Origin of the sequence: Xylanibacter rodentium, from assembly GCF_013166575.1 — a bacterium.
GTDB classification, from domain to species: domain Bacteria; phylum Bacteroidota; class Bacteroidia; order Bacteroidales; family Bacteroidaceae; genus Prevotella; species Prevotella rodentium.
On sequence record NZ_JABKKE010000002.1, the window covers coordinates 145,939 to 162,503 of the forward strand.

Annotated in this window: 12 protein-coding genes; 3 read left to right on the forward strand and 9 right to left on the reverse strand. The window is 46.6% G+C overall.

Annotated features, from left to right (window positions below; all coding sequences use genetic code 11):
- Positions 1-90 precede the first annotated feature (90 nt).
- The 3 genes from HPS55_RS02245 to HPS55_RS02255 form a co-directional block, all read right to left on the reverse strand.
- Entirely contained in the window at positions 91-1,494 is a 1,404-nt protein-coding gene (locus HPS55_RS02245) for a glycoside hydrolase family 57 protein (protein ID WP_172176767.1), read from the reverse strand.
- A gap of 74 nt (positions 1,495-1,568) precedes the next feature.
- The gene (locus HPS55_RS02250; protein ID WP_172176769.1) at positions 1,569-2,837 is read right to left on the reverse strand and encodes a glycosyltransferase family 4 protein; all 1,269 of its coding nucleotides are present in this window, start codon (positions 2,835-2,837) and stop codon (positions 1,569-1,571) included.
- Positions 2,838-2,852: 15 nt separating this feature from the next.
- Positions 2,853-4,802, reverse strand: a complete 1,950-nt coding sequence (locus HPS55_RS02255) for a glycogen debranching enzyme N-terminal domain-containing protein (protein WP_172176771.1) — start codon at positions 4,800-4,802, stop codon at positions 2,853-2,855.
- A gap of 246 nt (positions 4,803-5,048) precedes the next feature.
- Here HPS55_RS02255 and HPS55_RS02260 point away from each other — a divergent pair, with 246 nt between their 5' ends.
- Positions 5,049-5,753: a Crp/Fnr family transcriptional regulator gene (locus HPS55_RS02260; RefSeq protein ID WP_172176773.1), complete on the forward strand. Its 705-nt coding sequence runs from the start codon at positions 5,049-5,051 to the stop codon at positions 5,751-5,753.
- A gap of 48 nt (positions 5,754-5,801) precedes the next feature.
- On the opposite strand, the gene HPS55_RS02265 is transcribed toward HPS55_RS02260, so the two are convergent.
- The 3 genes from HPS55_RS02265 to gap all read right to left on the reverse strand — a co-directional run bounded on the left by HPS55_RS02265 (position 5,802) and on the right by gap (position 8,853).
- The gene (locus HPS55_RS02265) at positions 5,802-6,737 is read right to left on the reverse strand and encodes a diacylglycerol/lipid kinase family protein (RefSeq protein WP_172176775.1); all 936 of its coding nucleotides are present in this window, start codon (positions 6,735-6,737) and stop codon (positions 5,802-5,804) included.
- Between the two features lie 50 nt (positions 6,738-6,787).
- Positions 6,788-7,717, reverse strand: a complete 930-nt coding sequence (gene miaA / locus HPS55_RS02270) for a tRNA (adenosine(37)-N6)-dimethylallyltransferase MiaA (protein ID WP_172176777.1) — start codon at positions 7,715-7,717, stop codon at positions 6,788-6,790.
- A gap of 125 nt (positions 7,718-7,842) precedes the next feature.
- Positions 7,843-8,853, reverse strand: coding sequence for a type I glyceraldehyde-3-phosphate dehydrogenase (gene gap, locus HPS55_RS02275; RefSeq protein ID WP_172176779.1), 1,011 nt, complete (start codon positions 8,851-8,853; stop codon positions 7,843-7,845).
- A gap of 204 nt (positions 8,854-9,057) precedes the next feature.
- Here gap and mscL point away from each other — a divergent pair, with 204 nt between their 5' ends.
- Complete coding sequence (gene mscL, locus HPS55_RS02280) at positions 9,058-9,492, forward strand: large-conductance mechanosensitive channel protein MscL (protein ID WP_172176781.1); 435 nt, start codon at positions 9,058-9,060, stop codon at positions 9,490-9,492.
- The gene (locus HPS55_RS02285) at positions 9,492-10,769 is read left to right on the forward strand and encodes a DUF362 domain-containing protein (RefSeq protein ID WP_172176783.1); all 1,278 of its coding nucleotides are present in this window, start codon (positions 9,492-9,494) and stop codon (positions 10,767-10,769) included. The genes mscL and HPS55_RS02285 overlap by 1 nt, the downstream gene beginning before the upstream one ends.
- A 364-nt stretch (positions 10,770-11,133) precedes the next feature.
- Here HPS55_RS02285 and HPS55_RS02290 read toward each other — a convergent pair whose 3' ends face one another.
- The 3 genes from HPS55_RS02290 to HPS55_RS02300 form a co-directional block, all read right to left on the reverse strand.
- Positions 11,134-13,524 carry a glycoside hydrolase family 31 protein gene (locus HPS55_RS02290; RefSeq protein ID WP_172176785.1) on the reverse strand — a complete coding sequence of 797 codons (2,391 nt, stop codon included), beginning with the start codon at positions 13,522-13,524 and terminating at the stop codon, positions 11,134-11,136.
- A 415-nt stretch (positions 13,525-13,939) separates the two neighbouring features.
- A complete protein-coding gene (gene guaA / locus HPS55_RS02295) occupies positions 13,940-15,550 on the reverse strand; it encodes a glutamine-hydrolyzing GMP synthase (RefSeq protein WP_172176787.1) in 1,611 nt (536 codons plus the stop codon).
- Between the two features lie 86 nt (positions 15,551-15,636).
- Positions 15,637-16,377, reverse strand: coding sequence for a sugar phosphate nucleotidyltransferase (locus HPS55_RS02300; protein ID WP_172176910.1), 741 nt, complete (start codon positions 16,375-16,377; stop codon positions 15,637-15,639).
- Positions 16,378-16,565: the final 188 nt, after the last annotated feature.

Consider the following 16,565-nt stretch of genomic DNA (forward strand, 5'->3'; position numbering starts at 1 on the left):
AAATAAAGAAGTGGAGACCGGCAAATTGTACCGGTCTCCACTTCTTTATATAGCTTTTCATAAGCCGAAATTATCTTCAGACATATTTGTCTATGCCTCTTTTTCCGGCTTTGCCGTTGTCTTTTTTGTCGCAGATGTTTTCTTGCTTGCAGTCTTCTTGGCTGTCGGTTTCTCTGCTTTCAGCTTCTCTTCTGCCATCTGAATCTTCTCCAACTTTGTTTTCAGGCGGCTTATCTCTTTATCCTTCATCTCAATCTCGTCTCCCTGATTTTTTATCGTGGTGAGAAGGCTGTTGAGCTCCTCATTGTCTATCTCTTCAGGATAAAGACTGTTTACACGATTGATGAAGTCACCGAGAATGTTCATATAGTTTGTAAAAGCGTCAAACGGATCGCTGTATATGCCACGGTCAAGTCCTACGTTTGAAGGCTTGGTGGTCATGAAGCGGAAATTATTGCTTGCCTGCAGATAATCCCAGTCCTGATTCACCCGCGGGTCATTGGCTATCCGAACACGGTCGGCCACGCTGTACAGTTTGTTGAATGCCTCTCTCTGCATGGCATTTCCAAGCCAACAACTTACATCACGCTCTTCGTCCACCCACGACAATGTGTCGGGCACATCAAGAGCGCCCACACTATGTGTCATCTTGCAGATTTCCGTAGGAGTGGAGAAAATTATACCTTTCTCTTTGGCGCAAGCCGGCAAAGCTCTCATGAATTCAAGGATGTTTGACGATAGCGGCTGTGCTATGCCAAGCGCCGACAGCTCCATAAAGATATTTATGATTTGCTCGTTCTCCGGCAATGATGCTATACGATTGATGTATGTATCGGCAAAGAGCGGATAGCCGGGCCAGTCACTGTTGCCGAAACGCAACGAGATGTCGTCACTGAGTTCTACATCACGCAACAGCAACTTGAGTTCGGGAGCAATGTTGCAATTGTACACATAATGTGACGATTTCCATCCGAGTACATGTTTGGCCCCTTCTGTGAGCATACCTTTGAATCCCATGGCTGCCACCTGTCCGCCTATGTCGTCACTGTAAATAAGTGATGAGTTGCGCAATACGGCAGGCCTCTTCCCGAAATACTCTTCTATTTTCTCACACTGCTTCTTCACATCGGCAGCAAAAGTCTCTTCATTGACCAGAGACGACAGTCCGTGTGAATAAGGTTCTGCAAGAAATTCCACACAGCCGGTCTCGTTGAGCTTCTGCAACTTTTCAAGAACCTGAGGTGCGTGCATCTCCAATTGCTCTATGCCAACACCTGATAAAGAAAATGCGACTTTGAAGTAATTGCCGTTGGTACGTATCATGTCTTCCAGAACACTGAGTGCCGGCATATACGAACGTTCGGCTATGTCACAGATACTACGCTCATTCTCGTAGTCGTCATAATAATAATGATCAGTACCGATGTCAAAGAAACGGTATCTCTTGAGATGGGTTATCTGATGTATCTCAAAATATAAACATATTGTTTTCATTGTCGTTTGATTTTATATTGTTTTATTGAACCAATCTGACTTATTCACTTTAAGCCCACAATCAGTTTCATTGACTATCTCCAACCAAGTGTGCGCTCGTATAGTTCGCGAATCCAAAGACCAACTTTCTCCCAAGTGATTTGGTCCACCTCGCGCTTACCTTCTTCTTTCAGATAATTGAACAGGCTGTCGTTGGCACAGATAGAATATATGGCATCTGCCATGGCATGAATATCCCAGTAGTCCACCTTGATACAGTTGTTCAAAATCTCGGCACATCCGCTCTGCTTGGATATGATGGACGGTGTGCCGCACTGCATAGCTTCCAACGGTGATATCCCGAACGGCTCGCTTACAGAAGGCATCACATAAACATCCGAATCTTTCAGACATTCGTAAACCTGCTTGCCACGCATGAATCCCGGGAAGTGGAAACGGTCGGCAATGCCACGTTCTGCAGCAAGCTGAATCATTGCATTCATCATATCGCCGGAACCGGCCATACAGAAACGGACGTTACGTGTGCGGTGAAGCACCATACTGGCAGCCTCGACAAAATATTCGGGACCTTTCTGCATTGTGATTCGCCCAAGGAAAGTAACCACCTTTTCCTTGCCCGTATGATCCGGACGCTGTATCTCATCATATTCCTGCTTAAGCGGATATACGGCATTGTGAACTGTAAAGCACTTGCGTGGATCCTGATGGTACTGGTTGATGACTGTCTGTCGGGTGAGTTCGCTCACACACATTATACAGTCAGCATTGTCCATTCCGTTTTTCTCTATCGAATATACCGTCGGATTTACCTTACCGCGACTACGGTCAAAGTCGGTGGCATGCACATGTATACAAAGCGGTTTGCCACTCACCAGCTTGGCATGTATGCCGGCCGGATAAGTAAGCCAGTCATGGGCATGGATTATGTCAAACTCTTCGGTACGGGCCACTACACCGGCTATTATTGAATAGTTGTTGATCTCCTCATGCAGATTCGACGGATACCCTCCGGCAAACTCCATACATCCGAGATCGTTGACATGCATATAATTAAAGTCAGCATATATATTGTCACGCAACCTGTAATAGTAATCCGGAGACATAACATGCCCGATACGACTCTTCACATATTCATACTCCACATCACGCCATGCAATAGGTACTGAGTTCATGGCGACAATATTGGCAGCTCTCCGGTCTTCGTCACCCCACGGCTTAGGCAGACACAATGTGATGTCAAGGTCACCCTGTGCGTGCAGACCTTCTGTTATTCCGTAATTGGCAGTAGCAAGTCCACCATATACATGAGGAGGATACTCCCAACCAAACATTAGTACTTTCATCGTCTTGTCCTCCTCTTATTTCTGATATGTATATTTTTCCAATAGTTTAAGAGTGCGCAGAATCTCGGCCACATTCATTGCGAACGACATTCCTCCACGCCCGTGGAATGGCGGATTGCCGTCAAACAATTCAGAGATTGTGCCAAGTGCATGGTAGTTCATCTCGTCTTCATATCCCACCATCTGGCGCTCAATGAAACGAAGACGCGTACGTTTGTACAGTTTCAGACAAGCCTCCATGTAGAAACCACCCAGCCATGGCCATGCTGTCCCCTGATGATAAGCATAGTCACGCTGTGTCTGCGGACCTACATACATAGGGTTGTAACCGCCGCTCTTGGGCGACAGTGAGCGCAATCCCTTTGGGGTAAGAAGCTCGCGCGTACATACATCAAGCACGCCCTTCTTCTGTTCCTGATTAAGCGGAGAATAATCGAACGCCACGGCAAATATCATATTGGGACGAACACTCCAGTCCATCATGTAACCGTCGACGTAATCAAGCAGATAACCATATTCGTTGAGGAAGGTCTTCACAAAAGACTCCTTGCATAGTTCGGCACGTCTTTCCAAATCACTGGCAAAATCCGTGTCACCGGTCTCTTGAGCCAATGCGGCACAGAACTTGATGGCATTATACCACAAGGCATTAAACTCGACGATATATCCCGTACGTGGAACTACCGGACGTCCGTTGGCCGTAGAGTTCATCCACGTCACGGCTTTATCACGGCCATTGGTATATAGCAAACCATTGTCGTCAAGACGCAGATTAGGATGTCTGCCGTCTATAATGTACTTGACTATGTCTTGCAACAACTTGCCATACATCTCAATACATCTCGCATTACCTACATGCTTGGCATACTGTTGGATAGCCCAAACAGCCCATAACGGCACATCCGGCTGTTCTATCTCATATATCTTCACTGTGAGGGGGTTCTCCTCCATAAACTCCCGAAGTCCCTTCTCGGCTGTTTTCATCACCAGTTCAAAATAATCTTGCTCATCAATGGCAAGCGTAAGTCCCGGCAACGATACGAAGGTGTCACGGGCACGGCTTTTAAACCACGGGTATCCGGATAGCAGATAACGGTCGTCGTTCTTCTCATGCTTGTGAAACTGATGTGCTGCGTTTACCAAGCAATGAAAGAAATTATCTCGGGGAGAGCGTTCTTCCACTTCTTCATCAAAAAGTTTTTTCAATCCACCTGTACGTATCGATGATGTCGATGCAGAAAACACGATGCTCTCACCTTTCTTGATAGGCATCTCGAAATACCCCGGCACGTAAAGGTCTTCATTAGAAGCGTACCCTCGTTCCTGTTCTTTCGGATATTCCACACCACGATACCAATCGGGATGGAATACAAACTCGTTCTTCTTGCTGAACTGCATGTACAGATCAGGATAGCCGGCATACATGCATGTCTTGATACCATTGTCTATCGGATAATACTCCCGACTGGCAGTCGAATTTTCATGCGTAAACTGGCGCACACTGCGGAAAGCGAGAAACGGACGGAATCGAAGTGTCGTAGCCGAATGTGCGTCAACAAGTGTATAACGAATCAGGATACGGTCTTCGTAGTGTTGGAACACCACTTCTTTCTTTAACAATACTCCACCAACACGATAGAGGGTGGTAGGCACCTTGTCGCAGTCAAACTCACGAATGTACTTATGCCCATTAGGACTGAAATTGTTGCCCTGATATTTATGAAGGCCGAGATTGAACTCGGCTCCATGCTGAATGACTGTGACGTCGAGCGAAGAAAGCAGGACGTGATTGTCATCATCAATCTCAGGAACAGGAACAACCAACAAGCCATGATACTTGCGCGTATTACAATCTGCCAATGTTGAGCAGGAATATGCGCCTGAGCGGTTTGTACGTAGCAATTCACGACGAAGTGACTCCTCCAAGTTGGTCATTACAGCTTTTTCAAATCGTAAATAACTCATAGTTCCTATATTAAGGTTTTTGATTCATTAGTTGCATTCTTTTTAAGGTAAGCTCAACCGTCTTATAAAAGACAATCTCGCAAATGATTTCCAAAGTTAAGAAAATTCGTGATTATGGCAAAATAAATGGAGAAATATTTGATGAAAAACGATTATTTTTAGGACTGTAGAATACATTTAATCATGAAAATAAAAGAAATAAGTGCAAAAATTGTAATTTTGCAATGATAACAATCATGGAAGCGAATGGCTACAAAGGAAGATTTTGATAAACGGAACATCATAGAATCCATATCGGAGCTATGGGAGCTACTCTCACCTACCGAACAGGAATATCTGATGGAAAATATCAGAATAACATGTTTACATAAAAACGAAATCATATATCAGACAAACGAATATCCTCAATTCCTAATGTGTCTTCTGAAAGGAAAAGTAAAAATACACATGGACGGTGTAGGAGGACGTGATCAGATAATCAGACTGATCAACCGCAAAGGGCTCTTCGGTTTTAGAGCTGCTTTCGCAGGAGAAAAATATCTCAATGCGGCCTCAGCCTTTGAAGACTCTGTAATTTGCATGATACCAATAAATGTAATCAAAAAGCTTATTGTCAGAAACACGGCATTGGCCATATACTTCATCAAACAACTGTCAACCATGCTCGGAATAGCAGATGTGCGCACTGTCAATCTGACACAGAAACACATAAGAGCACGATTAGCCGAATCGCTGTTGTCACTTAAAGAAAAATACGGAGTAAACAAAGACACACTGACGCTTGACATATCAATGAGCCGTGAAGACCTGGCCAACTTGTCAAATATGACTACAAGCAATGCCATACGCACACTGTCGTCATTCGCCCAAGAAAACATCATAGCCATTGATGGTAAGAAAATAAAGATTATCGACGACGAAAAACTGCGAAACATTTCAGAAATGGGATAATGCCCGATTACTTCAACCGGGCATCAGTCAGCAGATTATGATAATATTTCAATCTGGAATAAGGAAGTTTATAACCTCCTTATCCACATTTATCCAATATGATCCTACTGGAGTGGACATCAGCCGTCCGTCTATTCCCAACATGGCATGCTTGGCTTCAATCACATGCACTTCGTCGGTACGGTAAGCATGCACGCTATGATGGCTCAGAAAACGTCCTGTAAACAACAGCCATATGCCGACAAACAATTGTATTATTTTAGGACTATAAACCACCGACACATCCACCATGCCATTATATGGTACGGCATTGGGAGTCTGCCCATACCCAGGTCCGCTGCCCACACATACATTCATCACACGGCGTTTCACCACCTCCGAATTTATCTTCAGTTGCATCTTATAGTCAAGACGGTGAAAAAACATAAGCAGCAACGATACGGCAAATGACAACGTACGCGAACCGAGAAGACTGCGTGTCTGACGGCGCAGATTCATAATGTCGGCAATAAGTCCTATATTGATACAATTGAGGAAATACCTGTGACACTTTTCTCCTCTTTTGTTAGTATATCTTACACATCCCAAATCCACTTTCCTCACACGGCGTTTTATAAGCCAATCCACCGTCTGCTGCACGTCACTCTCTTTAAAATTCCAAAAACGGGCAAAGTCGTTTACAACACCGTTGGGAATAACGCCAAGCACAACCCGGTCTCTCACCTGCTTCTCAACGTTCATAAGACAATTAACAGCATCATTAAGTGCCGAATCTCCACCGGCCACAATAATTGTATTGTAACCGTTGTTGACAAGCATGCGCATCAACCGTTCCACACTGTCTTCATTTTCGCTTTGAACAAAATCATAAAGCACCCCACGTGCATCAAGTGCACGCTTTATTTTGGCCCACTGCTTGCGTCCGCGGCTGAAGCCTGACTTGGGACAATAGAGCACGCCCCATCTTGATGTTTCTATAGCCATTTTAATTTGACGATTTAAGATTTAAATTCCAGAATGTAAACCTTCATGCTTTATTTGTTACGGTCTATTTTCAATATCTCGGCAACCTTTTCTTCCATCGGCAGCATTGCATCTATCCAATGTATCGTAAAGCCACGTCGCTCCATCCCCCTGAACCATGTCATCTGCCGCTTGGAAAACTGATGTATGGCTATTTCAAGCAAACGAAACATTTCCTCATATGTGATACGACCTATGACATATTCAGTCACAAATTTATACTCAAGACCATAATATATCAGGTCGTCAGCAGCAATACCACTATCCAATAAGGCCCTTATCTCATCAACCAAGCCACCTTCAAGACGTCGGCAAAGACGGTCTGTGATACGGTGACGACGCTCTTCACGCTCAACATCTATACCTATTATTATAGAGTCTGTCGGTGGAGTATCGGACTCAGCAGCAGGATTATCACCACTGAATATCTCTATTTCTATTGCCCTTATGGCCCGTTTTGCCGTGTCGACATCAGTCTTGTTGTGCATTGTGGAACCATTACGGCATTTCAGGTCCATCAGCATAGCAGTCAGTTCAGCCAAAGTTTTACCCTCCAAACGTGCCCTCAATTCTTTGTTCTCCGGAACCGGTGCCAGACGGTATCCCTTAAGCACAGCTTCTATATACAATCCTGTACCGCCGCAAAGTATAGGCCTCCGTCCCCGAGACACTATGGCATCATAAGCCAAACGGAAGTCACGCTGGTACTGAAACAGGTTATACCGTGTCCCTGGCTCGGCTATGTCTATCAGATAATATGGTATCTGCCGACCATCAACGGCATAATCAGACAAATCTTTACCTGTACCAATATCCATCCGACGATATACCTGACGTGAGTCGGCACTTATTATCTCACATCCAAGTCTATCGGCTAACGCGGCGGCCAACGCTGTCTTACCACTCGCTGTCGGACCGAGTATGGTTATCATCTTATCCATTTTTTGTATACAGAATACTTTTAACAGGTCTGAATAAAAAACATTTGTCGGCAAAAATAATAAAAAAAAGCCATCCTGCAATGCAGGACGGCCTGTTTTTATCGCTTTAACAGCTAAAATGTTGATTAGCCGTTAACCTTCTTCATGTGTGCAATGAGCTCAAGCACCTTGTTAGAGTAACCTATCTCATTGTCATACCAAGACACAACCTTTACGAATGTGTCGGTAAGAGCGATACCTGCCTTGGCGTCGAAGATAGAAGTGCGTGTGTCGCCCAAGAAGTCAGAAGAAACAACAGCGTCCTCTGTATATCCCAGTACACCCTTCAGCTCACCCTCAGAAGCCTCCTTCATAGCTGCGCAAATCTCAGCGTATGTAGCGGGCTTAGCCAGATTTACAGTCAAGTCTACTACAGAAACGTCCAAAGTGGGAACGCGCATAGACATACCTGTCAGCTTGCCGTTCAGTTCAGGGATAACCTTACCTACAGCCTTGGCAGCACCTGTTGAAGAGGGGATGATGTTGCCGGAAGCAGCACGGCCACCGCGCCAATCCTTCAGTGACGGACCGTCAACAGTCTTCTGTGTAGCAGTTGTAGAGTGAACAGTTGTCATAAGACCGTCGGTGATACCGAACTTGTCGTTCAGAACCTTAGCGATAGGAGCCAAGCAGTTTGTTGTGCAAGATGCGTTAGAAACGAACTGTGTACCCTTCTCGTACTTGTCGAAGTTTACGCCGCAAACGAACATAGGAGTAGCGTCCTTTGAAGGAGCTGACATAACTACGTACTTGGCACCGGCCTCGATGTGAGCCTGAGCCTTCTCCTGTGTCAGGAACAGACCTGTTGACTCAACAACATATTCAGCCTCAACCTCGTTCCACTTCAGGTCAGCGGGGTTACGCTCTGCAGTAACACGGATTTCCTTACCGTTAACAATCAGCTTGCTGTTCTCCACATCTGCCTCGATTGTGCCATCGAAAGCACCGTGCATTGTGTCATACTTCAGCATATAAGCCAGATAGTCTACAGGGCAGAGGTCATTGATACCTACAACCTGAATGTCGTCGCGAGTCTGAGCTGCGCGGAATACGAAACGACCGATACGGCCAAATCCGTTAATACCAATCTTAATCATAATTACTTTTTTATTTTAAAAGGGTTTAATATCTGTATTTTAAAAATTTAGAATAAAAGTTGCGAGAACACCCTCTTTTGAGTAATGAATATCCAAAATAATGATGCCTTGCAGCATATTTTTTCTATTTTCGGGCGCAAAGTTACGAAAAAAAATCTATATTTGCAGCGTAAAACAGTATTAAAATATATAAAAAACGAAACCATGAGTAAATTCATCAACGAATTTAAAGAGTTCGCCGTAAAAGGCAACGCCGTCGATATGGCAGTCGGCGTAATCATAGGAGGTGCTTTCGGCAAAATAGTAACATCAGTGGTCAACGACATCATCATGCCTCCAATAGGATGGTTCATCGGTGGAGTCAAATTCACCGATCTCAAATTCACACTGCCGGAAGTCAATTTGCCAGGCATTGAGAAACTCGAACCTGTAACAGTGAACTACGGAAACTTCATGCAGACCGTCTTCGACTTCATCATCATAGCTTTCTGCGTGTTCATGCTTGTGAAAGGAATCAACCGTCTTACCAAAAAGGAGACCAAAGACAAAGCCGCAACCACAGCTCCTCCGGCATCACCCAAACCATCCGCTGAAGAGAAACTGCTCGCTGAGATACGTGACCTGCTGAAAGAGAAATAATGATCCGTCTGAAGCATAAGGCCATGATTACCGCTCTGGGCATGGCTTTTTTGTCTGCCACAAGCATTTCAGTAGTCGGTCAGGAACCTATAAGACCCAAACTGTTTGTAGCACCCAACGAGCCACTCGGCAAGGCACAAGGTGCTGTTCCCGGACGCGTAGCCTGGGTACATTCACCCGGAGTGGCCCAATGGGACGGACTGTCCGGACTATGGGTTGAAGACCGATGGAACGACCAAGAGAAAGCCGACGCCATGATACGCGAGACCATAGCTCTGGTCGGTGGCAGGACGGACGCTGCAAAAGGCTGGGCGGCCATGTTCCGCGACTTCAACAAGCGCCACGGCAAAGGTAGCCGGAAATACCGCAAAGGCGAGAAGATTGCCGTGAAGCTGAACATGAACAACGCCATTACGCATCACGACACAATCGACCTCAATTCGTCGCCATTCGTAACCCTTGCCCTCGTCAGATCACTCGTCAACGACGGCGGTGTGCGGCCGGCCGACATAATCGTATGCGAACCGAGCCGTGCAATAACTGACAGCATCTATGACAAGATACACCGTGAATTTCCCGAAGTGGTATTCATAGACAACATCGGAGGCAATGGACGGCAGAAATGCGAATATTATGCCAAACGAATAACATATTCGGTGGACAACGGCAAGATGGCGCGCGGCATAGCCAAGTGCATAGCCGATGCCGACTACGTCATAAACAGCGCTTTGCTGAAGACACATTCCGGCCCAGGTGTGACGCTGACGGGCAAAAACTGGTATGGCGCCACTGACATAGCCCTGCAATGGCGCAAAAACGCACACAACAACGTAAGTCAGGACAAACGTCACGGCAAACCAGGATACAAGACTTTTGTAGACTTCATATCACATCCGGACATGGGCGGAAAATGCCTGCTGTTCCTTATTGACGGTACTTACGGTTCGCGCGATGTCAACGGAGCACCGCATCCCAAATGGCAGAAAGAGCCATTCTGTAACGACTGGGCCTGCTCCATCATCGCATCACAGGACGCACTGGCTGCCGATGCCGTGGCCATGGACATAATAATAGGCGAATGGCCCGAATTCGGCAGTTTGAACTATTGTGACGAATATCTCCGCGAGGCGGCCACCATCCCCGACCCTCCCAGCGGTACGATATACAAGCGCGACGGCAAACCAATTGAGAAGCCACTCGGACTGATGGAGCACTGGAACAACTCATCGGAACGCTTGTACAAAGCTATTGACATGAAGTATAAAAAGTTGTTTTAGGAGTTAAAGGAGTTAACGGGAATTGTCGCTTCCTGCTGTCGCTCAAGAGTTAAAGACAAATGCTTCTAAACAAACAAGACGCCAAAGGAGTTGGACGGGAATGTCCCTCTGCTCCTTTGACGCCTTTGTTTTTAACAGATGGCGACCCGGACGGAATCTGATGTCATTGACATCACTTTCAAATCTTATTAATTTTATTCTATAATGTTATTGACTTTATCGAGTGATGTCAATAACATCTGATTCCGGCAAAGCCGTAACGGCATAACGTATTGACAATAATGACTTTGGCTTTAAGCCCCGAGCGACCGCAGAAAGCGACTATTGCCATAATTGCAAGCTATGCAACAGCCTCTTAAAAAAACTACATCTTCACCGAAACCTTCTTGCCGGTGTACTTCACATTCTTTGTCTTTCCGTCCGGAGTGGTCACAGTGAACGTGCGACTGGCCAGCATGCCGGGATATGCCCCACGGCGTGAACCGATAGTCAGCATGCGCGACTTGTCGCTCCACGTCATCGGAATCTCGGTGTACTGTCCCTTTTGATAGTTATAGTTGTCGCCCTCGTCCTCGTAGAGTGTAAACGAAGCATTAGCACCGGGATATACGCGCAGGGTGATGTTGTCCCACGCTTTCTCGTTGACATACTGAAGATCCTGCCCAATAGGCAGAATGCTACCGGCCTTGACATATAACGGCGAACGGGCAATGGGAGCGTCGGCCTTTATATTCTGTCCGCCGTCCAGTCTGGCATTTGTCCAGTAGTCGTACCACTGCGTGCCGGCAGGCAGATACACCTCATACGTTCTATTCTCATTCCAGTCTACAGCAGGCCATCCGTTGTTGTCGTTGCTGTTCTGCTTGTTCCATCCCGAGTTCTCGTCGGTCTTGACAATCTTCTCCTTGGTGTAAAGCGGATCTACCACAGGACATACCAGCAGACTGCGGCCGAACATGAACTGACGCCCTATATTCCATGTATTTTTGTCATCCTTGAAGTCCATCATCAATGCACGCATAAAACTATCGTCATTCTTGCTCACCTGCCAGCTTGTGCTGTATATATAAGGTAAAAGACGATAGCGCATCTTCACGGCCGAAACGAGGGCGTCGTATACCGGCTCGCCCGCCTTGCCATAGTAATAAAGTTCACGATACACATCCGTACCATGGCTTCTCATCATAGGACAGAACAGGCCGAACTGCATCCAGCGCACGTAAAGTTCCTGATACTGAGGATTGCTGGTAGCCGAATTATCCTGATAGTGGCGATTGTACGAACCGGCAAAGAATCCGCCAATGTCGGTGTTCACATTAGGATTTGCAGTAAGAGTGTGGTTTAGGCAGAGAGGGACCTGATTACGCAACGACTGCCACGAACTTCCAACATCACCGCTCCACGTGTTTGCACCATAACGCTGCTGACCGGCAAAATAGGAACGGGTAAGGATGAACACACGCTTGTCACTGTCCACCGCACGCTGATGTTCATCCACGCCACCTACGGTCATGAACGGAAACAGGTTGCGCACCGAGCGGTAAGAGCCTGCCGAGCATTTCTCGTCAAGGTCAGATTCCTTGTAGTTCACGTGGTCCGGATCGGTAGAGTCCATCCACCACGCGTCGATACCCATCTTGTGCAGGCGCGACAGGTTTTCCCAATATATGTCGCGGGCTTCGCTACTGTAACAGTCGTACACACGAACACCCGACGGATAGTCCTTGCGCGGAGGCCACGATGTGAGTCCTGATTCGGGCCATGTCTCAAACGAAAATAGCAGGCCCTTGTCCTTGAGCTGCCTGAACGGCTTGGTCTGAGGGCCAAAGCTGGACCATATGCTGATACTTATGTGTGCATTCCTGTCATGCACCTCATCTATCATCTGCTGTGCCCTGTCGAAGTCGGGGTTGACAAACTCCATCGCATTCCATGTGTAATTTGAGCCCCAATACTGCCAATCCTGAATTATTCCGTCGAAGGGTATCTTCATTTCACGGTACTTGCGCACCACCTCAAGCAACTCGTTTTGTGTCTTGTAACGTTCGCGGCTCTGATGAAATCCGTATGTCCACAACGGAAGCATAGGCACCTTGCCCGTAAGGTGCCTCATTTCGCGTATCACTCCATCGGCATTTTCACCATACATAAAATAATAATCTACAACATCTCCTACCTGACTTTCCAACTCCAATGTCTTGTTATCGTCAATCCTGGTCGGTGAATAGTTGTCCCAAAAGATTCCATAACCTTTTATACTCTGAAAGAAATGAGCGAAATCTTCAAGATTGGACTGTTGCATCTTACGATGTTCGCCGCGCAAAGACATCTTGCCATTCTGCATCATGCCGATGCCGTAGATTGGCTCGTCGGCACCGAGCGCAAAACACTGCTTCACCTTATATGAACCTTTGTCCGGTCCATCCACGATAGGAGTAAAAGCATACTCACCCTCTGTCAAAAGAGGTGTACCGTCGGTAGTGGCAAACACCACCCGGCCCGACTTATCATCCACCGTGACATTGAGCTTTGCAGACTTGTACACTGTCTGGCCGGCATTCGCTGTCGTCTTCAACTTCACATTCTCAGGTGATGCTGTCACCACAAGCGACTTTCTTTCTACGGAATTATTATCCGGGGTTTTGGTTACACGGACTATGCCGGGAGTGAAAAACTTCACATGCACCTTCTGTCCCATGACATGCACGGATGCCATCATCATGGCAACAGCCAACATACATATTCTTCTATTCATTTCATTTTTATTTTTAGTGTTACATTTGTTCCATCCTTCACAACCCGGCAGCAAATCCTGTTCTGTACGATTCACAGTCCTAATATCGTCCGATTGACATCAGAACTGGTCCTTCAGCCATGCTTTAACGTCTGGCAAATGCCGGTTCGATTGACAATTCGTAATGCAAATATAGATATTAAAGCCTCCTTTGTTTTTTCTTATTCGTCACATATCCTTTTCAATATGTATCATCACCCCTCATTTTCTTCACAATTACCACTCTCGTTCATCATGTATACCATCAGTACACTTGGATTGCTTCATAAAGAAAGACCGCATCCCGATATCATTGCAATATCCGGATACGGTCTGTATATGTATATCGTCACCTCATTAAGGAGGGAACGGAATTAATACTGGGGTAAATCCTGTCCTACTCCCACTCGATTGTCGATGGCGGTTTTGACGATATGTCGTAGCACACGCGGTTTACTCCACGCACCTTGTTGATAATCTCATTAGACACCTTTGCAAGAAAATCATAAGGCAAATGTGCCCAGTCGGCAGTCATGGCATCGGTACTGGTCACGGCACGCAAAGCAACCGGATTCTCGTATGTACGCTCGTCGCCCATCACTCCGACAGAGCGCACCGTGGACAACAGAACGGCACCGGCCTGCCAAATCTGATCATAAAGCGACACTTCCACCTCTCCGTCAGTCATCGCTGCGGGAACACCTGCGGCCAGCACACGGCGTGCCTCCTCGCCCGACAGACGAACCTTGTAGTCGCGCAGTCCGCGGATGTATATGTCGTCGGCATCCTGAAGCACACGCACCTTCTCACGGGTGATGTCACCGAGTATGCGCACGGCAAGCCCCGGTCCGGGGAACGGATGGCGAGTGATGAGGTGCTCGGGCATGCCAAGCTGGCGACCCACACGGCGCACCTCGTCCTTGAAGAGCCATTTGAGCGGTTCGCATAGTTGCAGATGCATTTCTTCGGGCAGTCCGCCAACGTTGTGATGGCTCTTTATGACCTTGCCCGTTATGTTGAGCGACTCGATACGGTCCGGGTATATCGTACCCTGTGCCAGCCATTTCGCCCCCGTAATCTTACGTGCCTCAGCGTTGAAAACCTCTACAAAGTCACGGCCTATTATCTTACGCTTCTGCTCGGGATCGGTCACTCCGGCAAGATCTGCAAAGAATTTCTCACTCGCATCAACACCTATTACATTAAGTCCAAGACATTCATAATCGTGCATAACATCGCTAAACTCATTCTTTCGCAACATGCCATGGTCAACGAAGATGCACGTCAGATTATTGCCAATGGCACGATTGAGCAAAACGGCAGCCACCGATGAGTCTACGCCACCGCTCAGTCCGAGGATTACGCGGTCATCACCCACCTGGGCCTTCAACTCGGCCACTGTAGTGTCTACAAACGATGCTGCACTCCAGTCCTGCTTCGAACCGCAGATGTCCACCACAAAGTTCTTGAGCAACTGCGTGCCCTGCACCGAGTGGAACACCTCTGGATGGAACTGCACGGCCCATACCGGATTCTCCTTAGAGGCGTAGGCTGCATATTTCACATCGTTGGTCGACGCGATGCACTCGAAACCTTCCGGAATAGCGGTGATGGTGTCGCCATGACTCATCCATACCTGCGAATTGTCAGCAAATTCCTTGAACAGTGGATTTTCCTTGTCAAAACTCTGCAAGTGGGCACGCCCATACTCACGAGAGTCGGCTTTTTCCACCCGTCCGCCGAGCGTATGGGAAATAAACTGTGCTCCGTAGCAGATACCAAGCACCGGCAAGCGACCCACAAACTGGCTCAAATCAACTTTGAAAGCCTCCGGGTCGTGCACCGAATAAGGAGAACCGCTCAGGATTACACCTATCACCGACGGATCATCCTTTGGGAACTTGTTGTACGGAAGAATCTCGCAAAAAGTGTCCAACTCGCGAACACGACGGCCTATGAGCTGTGTGGTCTGTGATCCGAAGTCGAGAATGATAATCTTCTGTTGCATATTTTTTTTATAATGTTAGGGGAGTTAAAGAAATTTGAGGTTTAAAAACCGATTATTCCGTTACTCCAGATTATATTGAATCATTTTTATACAGTTTTATCTATCGTCAAAGCAAAATTCTCTGCCTCTCCAAGTGTCTCGATTTTTCCAACATCCATTAGTTCCAAGTCATCCATGAAAAAGCCTTTTATCTCAACTTTGTCACATACACCCAAATAAAAATCGATTATGCCGAACTTGTCGGGAAATTCACTGAACAGTGGGAAAAGACGCGGAGATAACATGTGTATACCGGAGAAAGCATAACGGTGGGCACGACATACGACGTCACCACCATAAGGGCTGCGCACCTCGCCCGTAGCAGTGTTAGTCCACCCCACAAGCCGCATGTCGTCATCGAAAAGAAGATAGCGGGTCGTAACACGGCCGCTCACCAGCAAAGTGGCCTCGTTAGCCATATTGCCTGCATAGAATGCACCAAGGTCAACATTGCTCAGTATGTCCACATTGTGTATCAATATTGGCAATGAAGGCAAGAACAACGGTATGGCTTTCTTTATACCGCCTCCTGTATCAAGCAGCGCGGCCGTCTCGTCACTGACACGGATGTCAAGGCCGAAATTGTTGTTTTCTTCAAGAAAACCGGTTATCTGCGAAGCAAAATGATATACATTGACTACGATTCTTCCGGCACCGGCTTTTTTCAACCTGCTTACCGTATGCTCCAACAGCGTGCGCCCGGCTACACTAACGAGGGCCTTCGGCCTTGTATCGGTCAGTGGTTTGAGCCGCGTGCCCAATCCGGCCGCAAATATCATAGCTTGCATTTTTATCATTATTTGTGCTACCCTATATATTATATATTACAAATTTATATTCTTTTGCAAAAATACATAAAATCGTCAAGCCTGACAAATACAGATATTTATTTTTTAATAAAATATCATTTTTAAATGCTCCTGCTTATTTTACATGAACGAAACTGTACCGGATATTTCAATCACTGTGACCATAC

What these genes read in the sequence shown, in the direction of transcription:
- miaA (WP_172176777.1), bottom strand. Translation starts at nt 7,717, where the DNA reads ATGGATAAGATGATAACCATACTCGGTCCGACAGCGAGTGGTAAGACA.
- gap (WP_172176779.1), bottom strand. Translation starts at nt 8,853, where the DNA reads ATGATTAAGATTGGTATTAACGGATTTGGCCGTATCGGTCGTTTCGTA.
- HPS55_RS02300 (WP_172176910.1), bottom strand. Translation starts at nt 16,377, where the DNA reads ATGCAAGCTATGATATTTGCGGCCGGATTGGGCACGCGGCTCAAACCA.
- HPS55_RS02245 (WP_172176767.1), bottom strand. Translation starts at nt 1,494, where the DNA reads ATGAAAACAATATGTTTATATTTTGAGATACATCAGATAACCCATCTC.
- HPS55_RS02285 (WP_172176783.1), top strand. Translation starts at nt 9,492, where the DNA reads ATGATCCGTCTGAAGCATAAGGCCATGATTACCGCTCTGGGCATGGCT.
- HPS55_RS02250 (WP_172176769.1), bottom strand. Translation starts at nt 2,837, where the DNA reads ATGAAAGTACTAATGTTTGGTTGGGAGTATCCTCCTCATGTATATGGT.
- HPS55_RS02260 (WP_172176773.1), top strand. Translation starts at nt 5,049, where the DNA reads ATGGCTACAAAGGAAGATTTTGATAAACGGAACATCATAGAATCCATA.
- HPS55_RS02255 (WP_172176771.1), bottom strand. Translation starts at nt 4,802, where the DNA reads ATGAGTTATTTACGATTTGAAAAAGCTGTAATGACCAACTTGGAGGAG.
- guaA (WP_172176787.1), bottom strand. Translation starts at nt 15,550, where the DNA reads ATGCAACAGAAGATTATCATTCTCGACTTCGGATCACAGACCACACAG.
- HPS55_RS02265 (WP_172176775.1), bottom strand. Translation starts at nt 6,737, where the DNA reads ATGGCTATAGAAACATCAAGATGGGGCGTGCTCTATTGTCCCAAGTCA.
- HPS55_RS02290 (WP_172176785.1), bottom strand. Translation starts at nt 13,524, where the DNA reads ATGAATAGAAGAATATGTATGTTGGCTGTTGCCATGATGATGGCATCC.
- mscL (WP_172176781.1), top strand. Translation starts at nt 9,058, where the DNA reads ATGAGTAAATTCATCAACGAATTTAAAGAGTTCGCCGTAAAAGGCAAC.